Genomic DNA, 16575 nt, shown 5'->3' with positions numbered 1-16575 from the left:
ATTTTTTTGTTAAAATATGGTATAATCTGTATAAGTTTATTATAAAAAAGAAAGCGGGAGGGGTTTATTATGAAGGAAACTAAAAAACAAAGTGTATGGGCAGCTTATAAATTCTCCATAATATTATTAGGAGCTATATTTATTGGAAGTATAGTTGGTCTACAAATGGGAGATAAAGCAAAAATGTTTAAACCTTTTGGAGATCTATTTATAAATGGTATGTTTATGTTAGTTGTTCCTTTAGTATTTGTTACTATAAGTGGTTCTGTATCTTCAATGAGTGATATGAATAGACTTAAGAAAATATTAAAAACACTTCTTTTAACATTTGTATCAACAGGATTTTTAGCAGCAATTTATATTTTTATTACTGTAAAAGTTTTTCCACCAGCTCAAGGAGTAAATTTAGCTATGCCAATAGCTGAGGCAATAGAGCCATTTTCAACAGGAGAGCAAGTAGTAAAAGCTATCACAGTTACAGATTTTCCAGAACTTATCTCTAAAAGAAATATGTTACCTTTAATTTTATTCTCTATAGTTTTTGGCATCTGTGTAAATTTGATTGGAGAAAAGGGAAGAATAATTGCAAAAGGGTTAGAGGCTCTATCAGAAGTATTTTTAAAAATGATAAGTCTTTTAATGTATTATGCTCCAATAGGATTAGGTGCATATTTTGCTTCTCTTACAGGAGAATATGGAAAAGAATTATTAGGTTCTTATGCAAGAGCTATGGCAATTTATTATCCATTATGTATATTTTATATGTTTACAGCATTTCCATTATATGCTTGGATTTCTGGTGGAATGGAAGGGATAAGAAGATTAAAATATGTAATTTCTCCAGCAATAACAGCTGTGGCTACTCAAAGTAGTATAGCAACACTTCCTGTAAATTTAGAGGCTTGTGAAAAAATAGGAGTGCCAAAAGATATAAGAGAGATTGTTCTTCCAATAGGAGCTACAGCTCATATGGACGGAACTGTTTTAAGTTCTATTTTAAAAATAACTTTCTTGTTTGGAATTTTCCAAATACCATTTACTGGTGTCGGAACTTATATTAGTGCTTTATTCTTAGCTATTGCAGGTGGAGTTGTAATGTCTGGAGTTCCCGGTGGAGGATTAATTGGAGAGATGTTTATAGTTTCAATGTATGGATTCCCACCTGAAGCATTCCCAATAATCGCTACAATAGGATATTTAGTTGACCCACCAGCAACAATGATTAATGCTAGTGGAGATACAATTGCTTCAATGCTTATCACAAGATTTGTTGAAGGAAAAGATTGGGTAAATAAAAAATTTGATTAATTATTTTAAAAGGGTTGTGCAAATTTAAGAAATATAAGATTAAAAATTACTACAGATTACGAAAAATTGATTTATTAAAAGCTCCTCTCACTAAAATCACAAAACTCACTTCGTTCAAACAGTTGTGATTTTTAGCGTTCAATGTCGCTTTATAAATCTAATTTTTCTCCATAATTTCCGTAATTTTTAATCTATATTCTTTTTAATAAAAATGTAACACCTCTTAATTAAATTATAAAAATGAAGAGAGGAAAAAATGGAAGCAAAAGATTTTTGTACTTGTGGAGATTATAAATGTCCAAATAATCCTATAAATCATCAAGAAGGTTGTACCCTATGTGTGTTAAAATGTTTAAAAGCAAATGAAATTCCAACTTGCTTTTTTAAAAAATTATCTGAAGAAAGACCTGAAAATGAAGATTATACATTTAAAGGTTTTGCAAAATTTGTAGAAAAATATTCTAAATAATTTTTGAGCTGAGATTTTTTCTCAGCTCTTTTATATTTTTTTATAAAGAGAATATTTTTTAAAACTAATGAATAGTTATCTTCTAGGCTATCAGAAACTTTATTTTTCTTTAAAATATATTGACAATCTTTTGGGATTTCCTCTTTTGAATTATAATCTATAATGTAATATCCAGAAAGGTATGATAAATTATTTGAATTTGGAAACTTATATGAAGAGATTCTAATATCTTCTCTTTTTAAAAATTTTTCAAAAGGTTTTAAAGTATAGTTTTTATTATAAAAGTTAACACCAAAAACTAAAAATATCAATATACTAAACATAGATATATTTATTGCTTTAATTCTAGCTTGAAACTCTTTTTTTCTAAAAAATATAGGAAAAATTGAAAGAATTTCAGAAAGTTTAAAAATAAAGTTTATTGGTTTTTTATCCAAATTTTTTTCAAGAGTAAAAATAACAAATATAATAGCCCATTGTAAAATAGGAGTAAGATATATTTGAAGTTTACCACTTGCTAAAGAAAACATAATAAGCGGAATAATACTTGAGATAAAACTTATTTTTTCTAGACTTTCCCAATTTTTCCAAGATTTGAATTTTTTTACATAGACAACTGCAAGTGATAAAAATATCAATCCATAAGGATAAAAAATATAAGCTATATTTTTTATATAATAGTAAAAAGGTTTTATATGATTTTTAGATTTTACTATTCTTCCAACTGTTTCTTGCCCTAATAAAAGATTTATATACTCATTTCCATTTGGTGAAAGAGAGATAGCATAAAACCATAATCTAAAAAGAAAAATAATAAATAAAAATCCTCTAATAAATTTTATTTCCTTTAAAAATTTTAGATTTTTTTCAAGAATAAGAAATGTAAAAATTACTAAAATTGGTATTGCAATCCCAGCCACTCCCTTTGTAAATACTCCCATAAAAATAGAAAAATAAAAAATAGATAGATTTTTTATAGAAATTTTACAAAAATTATAATAAAATCCAAAGAAAAAGTATAGAGCTAGAGAAATAAAAAAGCTCATCATAATATCCATTCTTTGAAGAACAGAAACCCCTATAAAAAATGGGATAGTTTCTAGAGATAAAGTTATAAAAAGAGCTGTTTGAGAGTCTTTTAAATTTTTAATAAGTTTATATGTCAAAATTAGAATCCCAAATCCAAAAAGAGTAGAGCCTATAAAAATATTAAAGAAATAAAAATGTTCTTTAGATATTGTTTTTATCAAACTTAAAATCCAAAAATAAAAAGGTGGTTTATCTGGATATAGTTCTTGGAAATATTTTAGAATAAAGAAATTTTTATCAGTGAGCATATTATTTGTCACTATAAAATATTTCATCTCATTCTTAATATCTGGAAACCTTAAGAGAGCAAAAGGAATAGTAATAATAAAAAAAGTAAAAGCTATTTTAAAATAATTTTTTAGATCTTGTTTCATTTTTCCTCCAAGTTTTATTTAATATTTTTACAATATCATAAAAAAATTAAGATTTGGTAAAAAACTCAAATAAAAAATCACTAAACTTTTTTGTTAAGTCCAGTGATTTTTGATTAAAATATTTTATTTTTTAGTTTTGCTCCATAGCTTTAAGAGTATTTTCTTTTTCTTCAAGTTCTTTTAAATGTTTTAACTCTCTTTTAATAAGGATAAAAGTTATAACAGTAGCTATAAAGTCAGAAGTAGGAGCTGCAAACCAAATTCCATTAAGTCCAAAGAATTTTGCCAAAATAATTATACAAGGTATAAGAATAATTATTTGTCTTGAAAGCCCCATAAACATACTCATTTTTGGCTTTCCAATAGCTTGGAAATAGATAGAAGAAACTATTTGGAATCCAATTATTGGCAACATAAAAGTTTGAATTCTAAGTCCACGAGAGGCTATGTTTAAAAGTTCAGGTTTATCATTAAAAATAATTATAAAATATTTTGATAAAAATTGGATAGCTAAGAAATTTAAAACACAAACAAATGTCGCTGCAAATATTCCTTTAAATAGAGCCTCTTTAACTCTTGGGAAAAGTTTTGCTCCATAGTTATAACCAAGAATTGGAAGTAAACCTTGATTTATTCCAAAAAGTGGCATTGTTATAAACATTACTATCCCTTGAATAATTGCCATAGCTCCAATTGCAATATCTCCACCATTATTTTTTAATGTGTAGTTGAAGATATAGTTAACTAAACTTGTTCCAATTTGAAGTGCAAAAGAAGCACCACCAAGAATTGAAATTTGTTTTACTTTATGTAAATCTGGTTTTAAATATTTTTTACGAAGTTTAAGTCCGCTGTATTTTGAACAGAAATATCCAGTAGCCCAAATGGCAGAAATATATTGAGAGATGATAGTGGCCCAAGCAGCACCTTTTACTCCCATATCAAAATAGAAAATTAGAATAGGGTCTAAAATAATATTTGTGATAGCTCCTATAAGAAGAGTAGCCATTGCTATTCTAGGATTTCCGTCAGAACGGATAATTGTATTTGTAATATATCCTGTTAAAATTCCTGGAAATCCAAAAGCTACAATATATAAATAATCTTTTGCATACTTAAAAGTATCTTGACTTCCACCCATTTTCCAAATTAAGCTGTCAATAAAAAATAAAGTAAAAACACTTAAAAGAATAGAAACTATAATCCCAAAACTAAAAGCTGTTCCTAAATATCTTTCAGCTTTTTTTAGTTGTTTTCTTCCAAGTGTAAGAGAGATATTTGTGGCTCCCCCAAGTCCGATTAAAAGAGCAAAAGCAAAAGCAAATAGAGTTATAGGAAATGTAATTCCAACACCAGAGATAGCTAAATGTCCAACTTCTCTGATACGTCCTATATAAATTCTATCTACAACATTATAGAGAGCATTAACAAGCATTCCTATAATAGCAGGGATAGAAAAATGAAATAAAAGTTTTGTTATTTTTTCTTCTCCCATAAATTGATGTTTTTGATCCATTAATTACCTCCTAAACTTATATAAACATAAAGAAAAGAATTACCCTATAAAAATAGGATAGTTCTTTCTTAAAATTTTTATTTATTTAATTCATTTTCTAAAAGCTCTGTAAGTCTTGAAAGCTCCATTGCCACAGCTTCAAAATTTTCTTTTTCAAGAAGATTTACTCCAGCGTCTTTTAATTGATTGATAGGAAAATCATTTCCACCAGATTTTAAAAGATTTAGATATTTTTCTAAAGACTCTTTTCTTTCAGCTTCAGAATATTTTTCATTTGTGATTTTATCATATAGTTTTGATGATGCAGAAAAACTAGTAGCATATTGATATACATAATATGGTGAATTGAAGAAGTGAGGGATTCTAGCCCAAATAATTTTTTGTAGCTCGTCCATAGTTAGTTCTTCTCCAAAATATTCTTTGAATAATCTATCCATAATTTTATCTAATGTGTCAGCAGTGATAGGAGTTCCATTTTCTACTAATTTATAAGCCTCATACTCATAATTTGCAAAAAGACTTTGAAGATAATATGTTCCAACTATATTTCCAATAGCTTCTTCAATTAAAGCAATTCTTTCATTTTTATCAGTTGATATTTTTAACATATGATCAAGTAAAAGTTTTTCATTAAAAGTAGATGCCACTTCAGCAACAAAAATTGTGTAATCGTGAGTTGCATAAGGTTGATGTTTTGTAGAGTACATACTGTGAAGAGTATGTCCAAGCTCATGAGCTAAAGTGAAGACAGAATCTAAAGTTCCGTTAAAATTTAAAAGCATATATGGGTGAACATCATAAATATTTAATGAATAAGCACCACTTCTTTTATTTGGAGTTTCAAAAACATCAAGCCAACCTTCACTTATAGCAGTAGAAAGATTATTTTGATATTCTTTTCCAAGTGGTAAAACAGATTCTAAAACTATATCTTTTGCATTTTCATAAGTAAACTCTTTTTTGTAGTCAACTATTTTTATTTGATTGTCATAATAATGATACTCAGAAATTCCAAGATATTTTTTTCTAAGTTCTATATATTTTTTTAGAGGAGCAGAGTTTTCTTTAGCTGACCCAATAAGATTTAAGTATACATCAACAGGAATATTATTAGATTCTAAAGCTCTTTCCAAAGTAGATTTATAATTTTTAGCTTTCATTCCAGCCACATCTCTTTGGATTTGTCCTCTGTAGATTGCTGCGTAAGTATTTCTGTTTATAAAATATGAGTTGTAAAGAGCCTCAAAAGCTTTTTTTCTGTCAGCTTGACATTTATTTTCTTCTAAGATTTTTGAGTACATTGCATTTGTAACTTGTACTTTTTCTCCGTTTGAAAGTTCAACTTCATTCCATTTAATATCAGAGATAGAAAGTTCATCATAAATATCATTTACAGCTCCCATATATTGAGAGAAATATGATAAAAGTTTTTCTTTATCTTTATCAAGTACATGTTCTCTCAGTCTATAAAGTTCATTTAAACCAAATCTATGTTCGCGAAGTTCAGGATTTCTCTCAATCCATTTATCCATAGTTTCTTTTGGAATTTCTAAAATTTTTGGAACTATCCAAGAAGATATAACGCTATATTCAGAGTAGATATGTTCAATGATTTGCATTTTTTCAGCAGCAACCACATCTTTTGAATCTAAATCTCTAAGCATATATGGATAAAGATAAAGTTTATCAATCATTCTTTGGATTTTTTCTTCTAATTTTATAAGTTCTATAAATTTTTTTTCATCTGTTGTGATACTTGTTTCAAAAGTTGGGATTTCTTTTATAATTTCTTTTAGATTTTCTAAATCTTTTTCCCAAGATTCCCAATTTGCATAAATATCACTTAAATTCCATTTATATTTATTATCAATATTTTCTCTTGATAAAATTGTTTCCATAATTAGCCTCCTAATTTGTTGTTAGACTTTCATAATATTATACAATGTTAAAAACTATAAATCAAGAAAAACAATTTTTACTTAAAAAATTTTTAAAAAATATGTTATAATATTCTTTAGGAAAAAAGAAGAAAAGTTATTTGAGGAGTGAGATGGAAAATATTATTTTATGTTTAGGGGCTTTATTGTGTCTATTTATTTTTTGGAAAATTACAAAAATATTTATGAAAATATTTTTTCTTGTAGCAATGGCTGGCGTAATATATTTTTACTTTTTTCAACATACAAATATTTTAGGGTAGTTTGTAAATATAGGGGGGCATATGGAGATTAAAAAAGAGAAAAAAAATTCTATGTTGATGACAGAGGGAAGCATTGTAAAAATACTTTTATTATTTTCAGTTCCATTGATTTTAGGAAATCTTTTACAACAAACTTATAACACAGTAGACTCTATAATCGTTGGAAATTATGTTGGTAGTAATGCTCTGGCAGCTGTTGGTTCAAGTACAGCATTGATAAACCTTTTGATCGGATTTAGTCAAGGGATAGCAGTTGGAGCAGGAGTAATTGTTTCTCATTCAATAGGAGCCAACGACAGGAAAAAAATTCGTCTTTCAGTGCATACAGCTATAATGATAGCGATTTTATTAGGAACTTGTCTTTCTATTATCGGTTTTATATTTACACCACAACTTTTAGAATGGATGAAAACTCCAGCTGAAGTTATGCCAGAATCTGTAACTTATTTAAGATTATTTTCAATAGGAATGGTATTTAATATTGTTTATAATATGGAGGCGGGAATTTTAAACGCTGTTGGAAACTCAAAACGTTCTTTATTATATTTAGGAATTGCTTCTGTGACAAATATTATTCTTGATTTACTTTTTGTAAAAATTTTAGGTATGGGAGTAAAAGGTGTGGCTATTGCTACAAATTTAAGTCAAATGATCTCTTGTTTATTGGCTCTTGGATTTTTAATGAAAGTAAATGATAATTATAAAGTTTATTTGAATAAAATAAAACTTCATAAAGAAACGGCTATAAAAATTATAAAAATGGGACTTCCTACTGGAATTCAAAGCACGGTAATCTCTCTTTCTAATGTTTTAATTCAATCTAATGTAAATGTCTATGGTCCTAGTATAATGGCAGGATTTGGAGCTTATCTAAAAATAGATGGATTTAATATTTTACCAGTTTTAAGCTTGAGTATGGCTAGTACAACTTTTACAGGTCAAAATTGTGGAGCTGGAAAAAAAGATAGAGTAAAAAAAGGGATTTGGATTACATTGGCTATTGGAATAATTTATACAATTATTACAGGAATTTTACTTTTAATGTTTAAACGTCCATTGATGCAACTATTCACACAAGATGAGGGAATAATACTTGCAGGAACAGAGGCTATGAAATATTTCTGTCCTTTCTACTCAATTCTTGCGATTTTACATTGTTTGGCTGGAGCAGTGAGAGGAGCTGGAAAAACAATGCCACCAATGATAATTTTACTTTTCTCAATGTGTATCTTTAGAATTATTTGGCTTCAATTTATTTTACCTCTAAATAACACAATAGGAAATATTTATATTCTATATCCAGTAACTTGGGGAATAGGATTAGCTTTAATGATAATTTATATTTGGAAAGCTAAATGGCTATAAAAAATAACAAATAAAAAAAGCTGTATAAATGATAAAATATCATCGGTACAGCTTTTATATTAATTACATTCTGTTTACAGTATTAATTCCAAGTAAGTCTAATCCAGTTTTTAAAGTTTTTGCAACTCTATCAATAAGTACAAGTCTTGAGAATAAAACATCGTCTTCTTGATTTAATATTGGACAAGAGTTATAGAATGTATTGAATTTTTTAGCAAGTTCAAATAAATAATCTGTTAAAAGATTTGGTTTGTAAGCCTCTCCTGCTCTTAATGCCATTGTAGGGAATAAAGTTAAGTATGTAGCAAGATTTCTTTCAGCTTTTTCACTTATCTTCATATCAAATTTTTCATTTAATGGTTTTCCAATTTCTTCGGCTTTTCTAAGAATAGATTGGATTCTTGCATAAGAATATTGTAGATATGGAGCTGTATTTCCTTCAAAGCTTAGGATTTTGTCCCATTCAAATATTATTGGACTTTGTCTATTTTGAGAAAGGTCAGCGTATTTGATAGCTCCTACACCAACTACTTCAGCAATATTATCTTTTTCTTCAGCAGAAAGATTTGGATTTTTTTCTTCGATTATTTCTAAGGCTCTTTTCTTACCTTCGTCAAGTAGTTGTTCAAGTCTTATAACATTTCCTTTTCTTGTAGAGAACACACCATCAGCAAATCTCATTATTCCAAACCAGATGTGAACTTTTTCTATATCCCAACCAAGCATTTCAGTTATTTTAAAGAATTGCTTAAAGTGGTCTTGTTGTCTTTCATCTGTTAAGTAAATTATTTTATTAACATCATAATTCTCTCTTCTAAATTTAATTGTAGCTATATCAGAAGTAGAATATAGGAAAGCACCATCTTTTTTTTGAACTATACAAGGATGAAGATTATCTTTTTCATCAAAGAATACAACTTTTGCTCCTTGGTCTTCTATAGCTAATCCTTTTTCTACAAGTTCTTCTACTACGCTAGGCATAATAGGATGATAGAAAGATTCTCCATAGTAAGTATCAAAATGGATTCCCATTCTTGTATAAAGTTTATTATATTCTTGAAGAGAAACTTTGATAAATTCTTGCCAAAGTTTATAATTTTCTTCGTCACCGTCTTGAAGTTTTTTAAGTTCTTCTCTAGCTATATCTTCAAGTTCTGGGTGCTCTTCACTTTGTTTTGTAAATTCTACATAAACTCTTTCAAGTTCTTCGATAGGATTTTTTTCATAAGCTTCTTTATCAAGCCAGTTATGGTAACCAACTATAAGTTTTCCAAATTGAGTTCCCCAGTCACCGATATGGTTATCAGCAACAGTGTGGTAACCTAAGAAATTACATAATCTTTTTACAGAATCTCCGATTATAGTAGAACGAAGATGCCCAATGTGCATTCTTTTAGCGATATTTGGAGATGAGTAGTCAATGATTATATCTCCGTGAGTGTCTAATTCTTTGAACTCATATTTTTCTGATGTCATAAGTCCAACATATTTAGAAACAAATGAGTCTTTTAAAAATATATTTATAAATCCAGGTCCAGCAATTTCAAGTTTTTCTATAACTTCATTTTCTGGAATATTATTAACTAATTCTTCAGCTATTTTTCTTGGATTTCCACCAATGATTTTAGAGTTCATCATAGCAAAGTTTGTTTGGAAATCTCCAAATTTTTCATTTGTAGCTATTGTTATCTCTAGTGGTTTTACTTCTTTTTCAGGGAATGCTTTGTGTATAGCATTATAAAAAACTTCTTCTATATACTTTTCTATTCTTAACATAGTATTCTCCCTTAATAAAATTTTTATAATAAATAAAAAAGAGGACCAGGTCCTCACATAGAATAAATACCGATCTACCGTCTCCCCCTCTGTTTTGGTCGCCAAATTAATAAGTGGTAGTTATTTGCTAGCGGCATACAGGGTCCGTAAAACAAAGGTTTTCGTGACTTATCTGATTTACTCCTAACAGGGACAACCCCAGTAGCGACCATAGGCCCAAAACATCAGGAAATAACGTGTAGACCAGAAACTTATATTCTTTGATTGGATTATATCACATTTTAACTTTTATTGCAATATTAACTTTCCAAAAATAACTTTAATCAACTATAATTAGGTAAAAATTATTGGAAAATATACAACTATTTTTCCTCTTCTTCATAAGTTGATTTTATAAATAATTCATCAAGTTGTTCTTGTTCAACAACATTTGGTGCTTCTGTCATTAGACATTGACCTTTATTTGTTTTAGGGAATGGGATAACATCTCTTATTGAGTTTTCTCCAAGCATTACCATAAGCCATCTGTCTATTCCGAAAGCAAGTCCTCCGTGAGGTGGTGCACCATATTTAAATGCGTCAACGAAGAATCCAAATTTTTCACGAGCTTGTTCTTGAGAAAGTCCTAATTTTTCAAAAACTTTTTTTTGAACTTGAGGGTTATGTATTCTTATACTTCCTCCACCAATTTCATTTCCGTTAAGAACTAAGTCATAAGTATTTGTTCTTATTGTCATATCACCATCGAAGAATCTAGGCATATCTTCCTCCATTATTGAAGTGAATGGGTGGTGTTCAGCTTTGTATCTTCCTTCTTCTTCGTCATATTCAAACATTGGGAAGTGAACTACCCATAAGAATTTGAATTCATTTTTATTGTATAGATTTAATTCTTTACCAACTCTAAGTCTTAAAGCTCCAAGTGCTGCACGAACTACTTTTAATTTATCAGCAACGATTAAGATTACATCTCCTTGGTTAGCTTCTGTTTTTTCTATTATAGCTTTCATTTCATCTTCGCTTAAGAATTTAGCGATTGGTGAATTGATTCCATCTTTTGTAAGTTTTATATAAGCAAGTCCTTTTGCTCCAAAATATCTTTTTACATATTCTTGATAGTCGTCAAGAATTTTTCTTGAGAATTTATCAGCAACATTTGGTGCAACGATAGCTCTTACAACTCCACCATCTGCAACAGTAGAAGCGAAAGCTTTAAATCCACAATTTTTAGCTATTTCACTGATATCTTTTAATTCTACTCCAAATCTTGTATCAGGTTTGTCAGAACCAAATCTATCCATAGCATCTATCCATTCCATTCTTGGAAATTCATAGTCAGCAGTTTCTCCAGTAACTTCTGAGAAAACTTTTTTAGCAAGTCCTTCTATCTCTGTTATAACATCATTTAATTCAACGAAAGACATTTCAATGTCAAGTTGAGTAAATTCTGGTTGTCTGTCAGCTCTTAAATCTTCATCTCTAAAACATTTAGCGATTTGGAAATATTTCTCAACACCAGATATCATTAAAAGTTGTTTGAAAAGTTGTGGTGATTGAGGTAGAGCGTAGAATTGTCCAGCATTAGTTCTGCTTGGAACTAAGAAATCTCTTGCTCCTTCTGGAGTAGATTTTGTTAAAAGTGGAGTATCTACATCTAAGAATCCTTTTTGGTCCATATAGTTTCTTATAGACATTATCATTCTATGTCTTTTTTTAAGGTTTCTTATCATTTGTTCTCTTCTTAAATCTAAGTATCTGTATTTAAGTCTTATATTTTCACTAAGTCCTTCATCTGTCATTTGGAAAGGAAGTGGTTCACAAGAGTTTAATACTTTTATATCAGTTGCAAATACTTCTATTTCTCCAGTAGGGATATTTTTATTAACGCTAAATCTTTCTTTAACAACTCCCTCTACTCTTATAACTGATTCAGTTTTTAATTTTTGAGCAGTTTCAACAACTTCTTTTGAAGCCACATCAATATCAAAAACTATTTGAGTTATTCCTTCTCTGTCTCTTAGGTCTACGAAAGTAAGTCCTCCAAGGTCTCTTTTTGTAGCAACCCAACCAGATAAAATAACTGTTTCTCCAATATTATTTTTTCTAAGTTCTCCTAAATTATGATCTCTGTATATCATTTTACTCTCCTTACAAGAATTTAATTATTTTAATTTCTCTACTAATTGATCAACTGTTAATTCTTCTTGAGTTCTAGAAGCGAAGTCTTTAAGAACTACAACTCCTTTTTCCATTTCATCTTCTCCAACAATAACAGTGTATTTAACATTTAGTTTATCAGCTTTTTTCATATGACTTTTCATACCTTTGGCATTAAAATCAACAGCTACTTTTATATTTTCTTTTCTAAGAGTATCAGCTAATTTCATAGCAAATTCACAAACATTTTCTCCTAGCCAAGCTATATAAACATCAGTTTCTTTAGCTGGAATATCTTCCATAAGCATCATTATTCTCTCTACACCAGCAGCAAAACCAAATGCAGGAATCTCTTTATCTCCTAATTGTTTTAGAAGGTTGTCATATCTTCCACCACCAAGAACAGTTCCTTGTGCACCAAGTTTGTTAGTAACAATTTCAAAAACTGTACTTGAGTAATAGTCAAGACCTCTTACAAGTCTAGAATTTTCTACATATGGTATTCCAAATATAGTTAGATATTTTTTAACTTCTTCATAGTGATTTCTTTCTTCTTCAGATAAAGAATCAATTATGCTTGGAGCATCTTGAGTGTGTTTTTTACAAGTTTCAACTTTACAGTCAAGAACTCTTAAAGGATTAGTTTCAATTCTTCTTTGACAATCTTCACATAGTTCATCTTTAAATGGTGTTAAATAATCTATAAGAGCTTGTCTATATTTTTGACGAGTTTCATTTCCACCAATAGAGTTTATATTAACTTCTAAGTCTGTGATTCCAAGTTTTTCTAATAAGTGGTAACTCATAGTGATGATCTCAGCATCTAAAAGTGGAGAATGTTCTCCAAGAACTTCAACTCCAACTTGGTTAAATTCTCTTTGTCTTCCAGCTTGTGGTCTTTCATATCTAAACATAGACCCCATATAATAGAATTTTGATACATCTTCTTTTGCGTATATTTTATTTTCTAAATATGCTCTAACAACTGAAGCTGTTCCTTCTGGTCTTAGAGTGATACTTCTTTCACCTCTGTCAAGAAAAGTATACATCTCTTTTTCTACAACGTCAGTAGCCTCTCCTATTCCTCTTTTGAAAAGGTCTGTTTCTTCAAAAATAGGAGTTTTTATGTAAGAAAATCCATACGCTGAAAATAAATCTTCGGCAACTCTACGGATGTAAGAATATTTAGCAGCTGTACCTTCTAAAATATCTTTTGTTCCTCTGACTGCTTTAATTAATTTCATAGTCTTCCTCCAATATTAATATATTCTTAAATTTATTTTTTCCAAAGTTTTTCCAATTTATCCCTTATTTGATTTTCAAATTTATTATTTCCTGGGATATAGTATTTTTTATTATTATTTCTATATGGTTGTTTTACAAAGTTTCCCTCATAATCGTGAGGATATTTATATCCCAATGCCCTATCAGAAATATGAACAGGGACTTCTTGTAAATCTCCATTTTTTATATCTTCTAAAACTTGGTTAATACCATTATAGCATGAATTACTTTTACTTGAAATAGCTAAATATACAACTGCGTGAGAAAGAATAATTCTTATCTCAGGCATTCCCACTCTCTCTGAGCAAAAATATGCTGATGTAGCAATATTTAAGGCATCAGGATTTGCCATTCCAATATCTTCACTGGCAAGAATTACAAGACGTCTAGCTATATAACGAGGATCTTCTCCTCCATACAAAAGCCTTCCAAGCCAATAAATAGCTGAATCAGGATCACTTCCTCTTATGCTTTTTATCATAGCTGAGATTATATTGTATTTATCTTCTTCTTTGTGAAAAGACGCTTTTCTTTGAGAAAAAATCTCCTCTATATCTTTTGTATCTCCTGAATCACAATTTTTAAAATAAAGTTCAAGATAGTTTAGTGCAATTCTTGAATCTCCTTTTGATATATCCAAAATAATTTTTTTGATATTTTCAGGAAGAGTTTTATTATAATATCTCTCTCCTCTTTTTAAAATTTCTTCAATATTTTTTCTATCAAGAGGTTTAAATTCAAATACAAGACATCTTGAAAGTAGAGCATTATTTAGATTGTGGTAAGGATTCTCAGTAGTGGCTCCAATTAAAATAAGTATACCTGACTCAGTATAAGAAAGTAGTGCATCTTGTTGCAGTTTATTAAAACGATGAACTTCATCTAAAAATAAAACTGTTTTTTTATTATAAAGTTCTATTGATTTTTTAGCTCTTTCAACAATCTCTCTCAAATCATTTAAAGAAGCTGTAGTGGCATTTAGATTTTCAATATTGCAACTAAGTTCATTTGAAATAATCTCTCCAAGAGAACTTTTACCACAACCAGGAGGACCAAATAAAATCATATTACTAATATCTCCACTTTTAATAATTTTATTTAAAAGTTTTCCCTCTCCAAGTAGTTCCTCTTGCCCAATAAAATCTTTTAGAGATTTAGGTCTAAGTTTCATAGCTAAAGGTTTTACATCTTGATAATTATTTTGAAAAAGTGTAGGGGAGTTCATCTTACCTCCTTAATATAATAAAAAGACGCGTCCAAAACAACACGTCTTATATTATTTTATTTCGCTGAGTATAGGTATAAAAATAAAGCTATTACAATAAAAAGTGTAGCTACTATTTTTGTTGCTTTTGCAAGTGGTCCACCATCTTTAGAAAGTCCAAATACTGTATTAGCACTTCCCATTCCCATACTACCAGACATTCCGTGACTCCTATCTGGTTGGATTAGGACTAGGACTATTAAGGCTAAAGCAAATATGAATAATAAGACTGTTAATACGCTTTCCATTTTTCCTCCTTAAATTTTCTGCCCTTGAAATTTACAAGGAACTAAAATCTCCTTAATAAAACCTCTATCTAAAAAAAGAAATTTTTATTTTCTAATAGATATTATAATATAAAAAGGGGAAAATTAAAAGAAAAATTTTAGAATTGGCATAATCTTTATAAAAAAATTATTCCCCCAATAAAAAATCAATTATATTATAATGCTTAATTCCATTTCTTGACATATCAAATTGATCCATAGAAACAACATATTTTGGAAAATTATCTTTTATTAACTCAAGCACTGAAAATTCTCTTTCAATAGTTTCTGGAGATGCCAAAAGATAGGTAACTTGGATATAAATTTTTTCGTCATATTTTGTGCAAATAAAATCAACTTCTAAATCATTTATTTTTCCAATTTTTACCTCATACCCTCTTCTTAACATCTCAATATAGATAATATTTTCAAGAATTTGATTTATATCTCTTTGATTATTTTCAAATATAGCCTCTCTTATTCCGTGGTCTGCTATATAATATTTTTCGTTTACACTTAATATTTTTTTTCCAATCAAATCATTTCTTTGAACTTTATAAATAAGGAAAGCTTCTTCACAAACTTTAATATAGTTTAAAATTGTTTCAGGAGAAGTCTTTCTATTTTCACTTTTAAAAAATTTTGATATTGAAGTAGCTGAAAAAGTATTTCCAATATTCATTATAACATAAGTGATGATTTTTTCTAATAAATCAATATCTCTTATATTATTTCTTTGGGTAATATCTTTTAAAATAATTGAAGAATAGACATCTTTTAAATATTGAAGACTTGGCTCTAATTGAAAATTTAAGTTGTGTAAAAATGGCATTCCACCAAATTTTATATATTCATTAAAAGCTTGAGCTTTTGAAAGTGGTTTTATTTGAGAGATAGCCTCTAAAAACTCCTTAAAAGAAAATGGATAAATTATAAACTCTACATATCTTCCAGCAAGATATGTGGCTAACTCTCCAGATAAAAGTCTTGCATTTGAACCAGTGATATAAATATCAAATTGGTAATCTTCTTGTACTCTTAAGGAGTTTATACATTTTTCCCAAGAGGTAACTTCCTGTATCTCATCTAAAAAAAGATAAGTTTTTTTATTTTTTTCTGAGTTTTTTAAAATATAATTGTGAAGAACATCAAAAGAGCAAAGAGATCTATTTTTTAAATCTTCAAAATTAAGATAAATAATCTGTTCTTTGGATACTTCTTGACTTAAAATTTCATTCATCAAAAGTTTTAGCATAACAGATTTTCCACTTCTTCTAATTCCAGTTAAAACTTTTATAATCTCTTTATCAATAAACGGTTTAATTTTATTTAGATACAAGTCTCTTTTTATCATATTAATCACCTCTATAAATATTATATCACAGTTATAACTGATAAAAAAGATAAAATTATAACTTTTATAAGTTATAACTGATAAAAATATATTTTTTAGAAATTTTATCAGTTATATTTAATAAAAAAATTAAAATCACAATTTTGGAAAACT

At 28.5% G+C, this 16575-nt stretch carries 12 protein-coding genes; 3 read left to right on the top strand and 9 right to left on the bottom strand.

The annotated features are described in order from the left end of the window. Positions 1 to 69: 69 nt before the first annotated feature. Positions 70 to 1308: a dicarboxylate/amino acid:cation symporter gene (locus tag I6E15_RS02560; RefSeq protein WP_177161196.1), complete on the top strand. Its 1239-nt coding sequence runs from the start codon at positions 70 to 72 to the stop codon at positions 1306 to 1308. 256 nt (positions 1309 to 1564) lie between these two features. Then, positions 1565 to 1777, top strand: a complete 213-nt coding sequence (locus I6E15_RS02555) for a DUF6485 family protein (RefSeq protein ID WP_235244000.1) — start codon at positions 1565 to 1567, stop codon at positions 1775 to 1777. Here I6E15_RS02555 and I6E15_RS02550 read toward each other — a convergent pair. The 3 genes from I6E15_RS02550 to pepF form a co-directional block, all read right to left on the bottom strand. After that, positions 1729 to 3240, bottom strand: a complete 1512-nt coding sequence (locus tag I6E15_RS02550; protein ID WP_235243998.1) for an ArnT family glycosyltransferase — start codon at positions 3238 to 3240, stop codon at positions 1729 to 1731. The genes I6E15_RS02555 and I6E15_RS02550 overlap by 49 nt on opposite strands. Positions 3241 to 3370: 130 nt before the next feature. After that, positions 3371 to 4756, bottom strand: coding sequence for an MATE family efflux transporter (locus tag I6E15_RS02545; RefSeq protein WP_235243996.1), 1386 nt, complete (start codon positions 4754 to 4756; stop codon positions 3371 to 3373). A 77-nt stretch (positions 4757 to 4833) separates the two neighbouring features. Beyond that, positions 4834 to 6645 (bottom strand): oligoendopeptidase F, encoded by a 1812-nt coding sequence (pepF, locus tag I6E15_RS02540; protein ID WP_235244045.1) that lies wholly within the window; start codon positions 6643 to 6645, stop codon positions 4834 to 4836. Positions 6646 to 6977: 332 nt separating this feature from the next. On the opposite strand from pepF, the gene I6E15_RS02535 reads away from it, so the two are divergent. Further along, positions 6978 to 8321, top strand: coding sequence for an MATE family efflux transporter (locus I6E15_RS02535; RefSeq protein ID WP_235243994.1), 1344 nt, complete (start codon positions 6978 to 6980; stop codon positions 8319 to 8321). A gap of 63 nt (positions 8322 to 8384) precedes the next feature. Here the strand turns inward: I6E15_RS02535 and argS are convergent, their stop codons facing one another. The 6 genes from argS to I6E15_RS02505 form a co-directional block, all read right to left on the bottom strand. Further along, positions 8385 to 10097 (bottom strand): arginine--tRNA ligase, encoded by a 1713-nt coding sequence (argS, locus tag I6E15_RS02530; protein ID WP_235243992.1) that lies wholly within the window; start codon positions 10095 to 10097, stop codon positions 8385 to 8387. Between the two features lie 362 nt (positions 10098 to 10459). Further along, positions 10460 to 12235, bottom strand: a complete 1776-nt coding sequence (aspS, locus tag I6E15_RS02525; protein WP_235243990.1) for an aspartate--tRNA ligase — start codon at positions 12233 to 12235, stop codon at positions 10460 to 10462. A 24-nt stretch (positions 12236 to 12259) separates the two neighbouring features. Further along, on the bottom strand, positions 12260 to 13498 hold the full coding sequence (hisS, locus tag I6E15_RS02520; protein ID WP_235243988.1) for a histidine--tRNA ligase: 1239 nt from the start codon (positions 13496 to 13498) through the stop codon (positions 12260 to 12262). Between the two features lie 32 nt (positions 13499 to 13530). Next, the gene (locus I6E15_RS02515) at positions 13531 to 14763 is read right to left on the bottom strand and encodes a replication-associated recombination protein A (protein ID WP_235243986.1); all 1233 of its coding nucleotides are present in this window, start codon (positions 14761 to 14763) and stop codon (positions 13531 to 13533) included. A gap of 56 nt (positions 14764 to 14819) precedes the next feature. Next, positions 14820 to 15050 carry a preprotein translocase subunit SecG gene (secG, locus tag I6E15_RS02510; protein WP_235243984.1) on the bottom strand — a complete coding sequence of 77 codons (231 nt, stop codon included), beginning with the start codon at positions 15048 to 15050 and terminating at the stop codon, positions 14820 to 14822. Between the two features lie 166 nt (positions 15051 to 15216). Next, positions 15217 to 16422 (bottom strand): ATP-binding protein, encoded by a 1206-nt coding sequence (locus tag I6E15_RS02505; protein ID WP_235243982.1) that lies wholly within the window; start codon positions 16420 to 16422, stop codon positions 15217 to 15219. Between the last annotated feature and the right edge of the window lie 153 nt (positions 16423 to 16575).

The sequence above is a fragment of the Fusobacterium perfoetens genome (assembly GCF_021531475.1).
Taxonomy (GTDB): domain Bacteria; phylum Fusobacteriota; class Fusobacteriia; order Fusobacteriales; family Fusobacteriaceae; genus Fusobacterium_B.
This window is presented reverse-complemented; position numbering and strand designations above follow the sequence as displayed.